General features: G+C 70.2%; 2 protein-coding genes. Both read left to right on the top strand.

The features are described from left to right. A partial coding sequence (locus D7Y13_RS40655) for an Hsp70 family protein (protein ID WP_120631023.1) occupies window positions 1-1,896 on the top strand: 1,896 nt, incomplete at its 5' end. A gap of 192 nt (window positions 1,897-2,088) precedes the next feature. Next, window positions 2,089-2,629, top strand: a 541-nt coding sequence (locus tag D7Y13_RS40650) for an AMP-binding protein (RefSeq protein ID WP_233595893.1), incomplete at its 3' end; no start/stop codon positions are given.

Genomic DNA, 2,629 nt, shown 5'->3' with positions numbered 1-2,629 from the left:
GTCCCCACCCCCGTCGCCGCCCCTGCCCTGCTCACCGCCGCGCCTGCGCCCGCTGAGGCTGGCGCCACGCCCGCCCGGCCAGACGGGCCCGGGGGAACGCCCGCCGCTCCCGCGCTGGAGATGGTGACCGCGGAGGCGCTGGAGCTGAACACCGCGGAGCCGCCCCGGACGGGTCCGGTGATTGGCATCGACCTGGGGACGACGAACTCGTGCGCCGCGTTCGTGCGCGGCAACAAGCCGGGCGTGCTGCCCAGCCGCGAGGGCCACAACACGGTGCCCTCCATCCTCGCCTTCAACCAGCGCGGCAAGCTGGTGGTGGGCCACCCCGCCAAGGGGCAGATGCTGACCAACCCGCGCCAGACGGTGTACGGCGCCAAGCGCCTGGTCGGCCGGCCGTACGGTTCGCCCATCGTCGAGCAGATCAAGGATCGCTTCCACTACGAGATCGCCGCCGGTCAGTCGGGCGAGGCGGCGGTGCGGCTGGGCGATCGCATCTATTCGCTCCAGCAGATCTCCGCGCTGATCCTCCGCGAGGTGCGCGAGGTGGCGCAGAACCAGCTGGGCCAGCCCATCTCGCGGGCGGTCATCACGGTGCCCGCCTACTACAACGACAACCAGCGGCAGGCGGTGCGCGAGGCGGGGAAGCTCGCGGGCCTGTACGTGGAGCGCATCCTCAACGAGCCCACGGCGGCGGCGCTGGCGTACGGCTACGGGCGCAAGCTCAACCAGCGGGTGCTGGTGTACGACCTGGGCGGTGGCACCTTCGACGCGTCGGTGCTGGAGCTGCACGACACCGTCTACGAGGTGATCTCCACCGGCGGCGACACGTTCCTGGGCGGCATCGACTTCGACAACGCCATCGTCGAGTACCTCCTGGAGGAGTTCCGGCAGCAGACAGGCCGGACCTTCCAGGGCGACCGCGTGGCCCTGCAGCGCATCAACGACGCGGCGGAGCGGGCCAAGTGCGCCCTGTCCGAGCGCTCCGAGATGCGGGTGCACGTGGCCTTCGTGACGATGATCGACAACAAGCCGTACGACCTGGACGTCACGCTCACGCGCCAGAAGCTGATTGCGCTGACGGAGAAGCTGGTCGACCGCACCGTGCAGGTCTGTGACGAGGTGCTGCAGGCCAAGGGGCTGAAGCCGCAGGACATCGACGAGGTGATCCTCGTCGGTGGGCAGAGCCGCTTCCCGCTGGTGCACGAGAAGATCACGAAGTTCTTCGGCCGGCCGCCCAGCAAGGGCGTGCACCCGGACGAGGCCGTGGCGCTGGGCGCGGCGCTCCTGGCGCACAGCCTGGGACAGCTGGAAGGCGTGGTGCTCATCGACGTGCTGCCCATGGCCATTGGCGTGGGGCTGCCGGGTGGGCGCTTCAAGCCGGTGCTGGAGCGCAACGTGGCGCTGCCGGCCTCCAAGATCTACACCCTCTCCACCCACCGGGATGATCAGACGGAGCTGGAGCTGTCCGTGTTCCAGGGCGACGCCGAACGGGCCCCGGACAACGAATACCTGGGCACGCTCCGGCTCGCGGGTCTGCCCAGGCGTCCGCGCGGCGCGGTGCAGGTGACGGTCACCTTCGAGGTCAGCAACGAGTCGCTGCTGAAGGTGATTGCCCGGGAGGCCACGACGGGCCGCGAGGTGGTCAGCACCTTCACCACGCGGGACACGCCCGAGGCCGTGAAGGCGCGCCTGGCCCAGACGGAACCCGAGCCGGGCCCGTTGCCTCCGACGCTTGCTCCTGGAGCAGGCAACAGTGCGTCGGCGGCCCACGCCAGCGGTGCGCGCAACGTGGCCACGGCGGCGCCTGTCGCACCGGTGCTGACACCGGACGCAGTGGTGGTGTCGAAGCAGAAGGGCTTCATGGGCTGGCTGAAGGGACTCTTCGGCCGCGCCTGATTTTCGCGACGCCAACCCCTGCTCCCTGAGTGGGCTGGCGACAACAGGTACGTAGCAGGGCCAGGCACGGCGAGTGCCTGCGGGATTGCGCGCAAGGGCTGCTAAGAAGTGTCGGCGCTTTTTCGACACTTCGGACGGCTCACCGTGCCTGACTTCTCGCGAACCCTTCCTGGCGTCCTGTTGAATCTCGCGGTGGGGCCTTCCGCCCACGCGCCGCTCTACACCTTCCTCGGAGAGGTGGACGGCGACGAGGTCGTGCTCAGCGCCTTCGAGCTGGACGTGCGCGCGCGTCGCATCGCCGCGGCGTTGCAGGCACGGGGCGCTGTGGGCGAGCGCGTGCTGCTGCTCTACCCGCCGGGCCTGGACTACGTCGCGGGTTTCTTCGGCTGCCTCTACGCGGGCGCGGTGGCGGTGCCGGCCTACCCGCCGGACCCGATGCGCCTGGAGCGCACCCTGCCTCGGCTGCGCGCCATCATCCAGGACGCGCAGGCGTCGGTGGTGCTCACCACGTCGGGCATCCTGGAGCTGTCGGACTTCGTCTTCGAGCAGGCGCCGGACTTTCGCGCGCTGCACTGGATGGCGACGGACGCACTGCCGGAGGGCGGTGAGAAGGACTGGCGCACGCCGGACGTGGGCGCGGAGTCGCTCGCGTTTCTCCAGTACACGTCCGGGAGCACGGGCACGCCCAAGGGCGTGATGCTCACGCACGCGAACCTGCTGCACAACCTGGGGC

Origin of the sequence: Corallococcus praedator (assembly GCF_003612125.1) — a bacterium.
In the GTDB taxonomy this organism is placed as follows: Bacteria; Myxococcota; Myxococcia; order Myxococcales; family Myxococcaceae; genus Corallococcus; species Corallococcus praedator.
The sequence above is the reverse complement of the archived record's forward strand: the minus strand, read 5'-3'. Positions and strand labels throughout refer to the sequence as shown.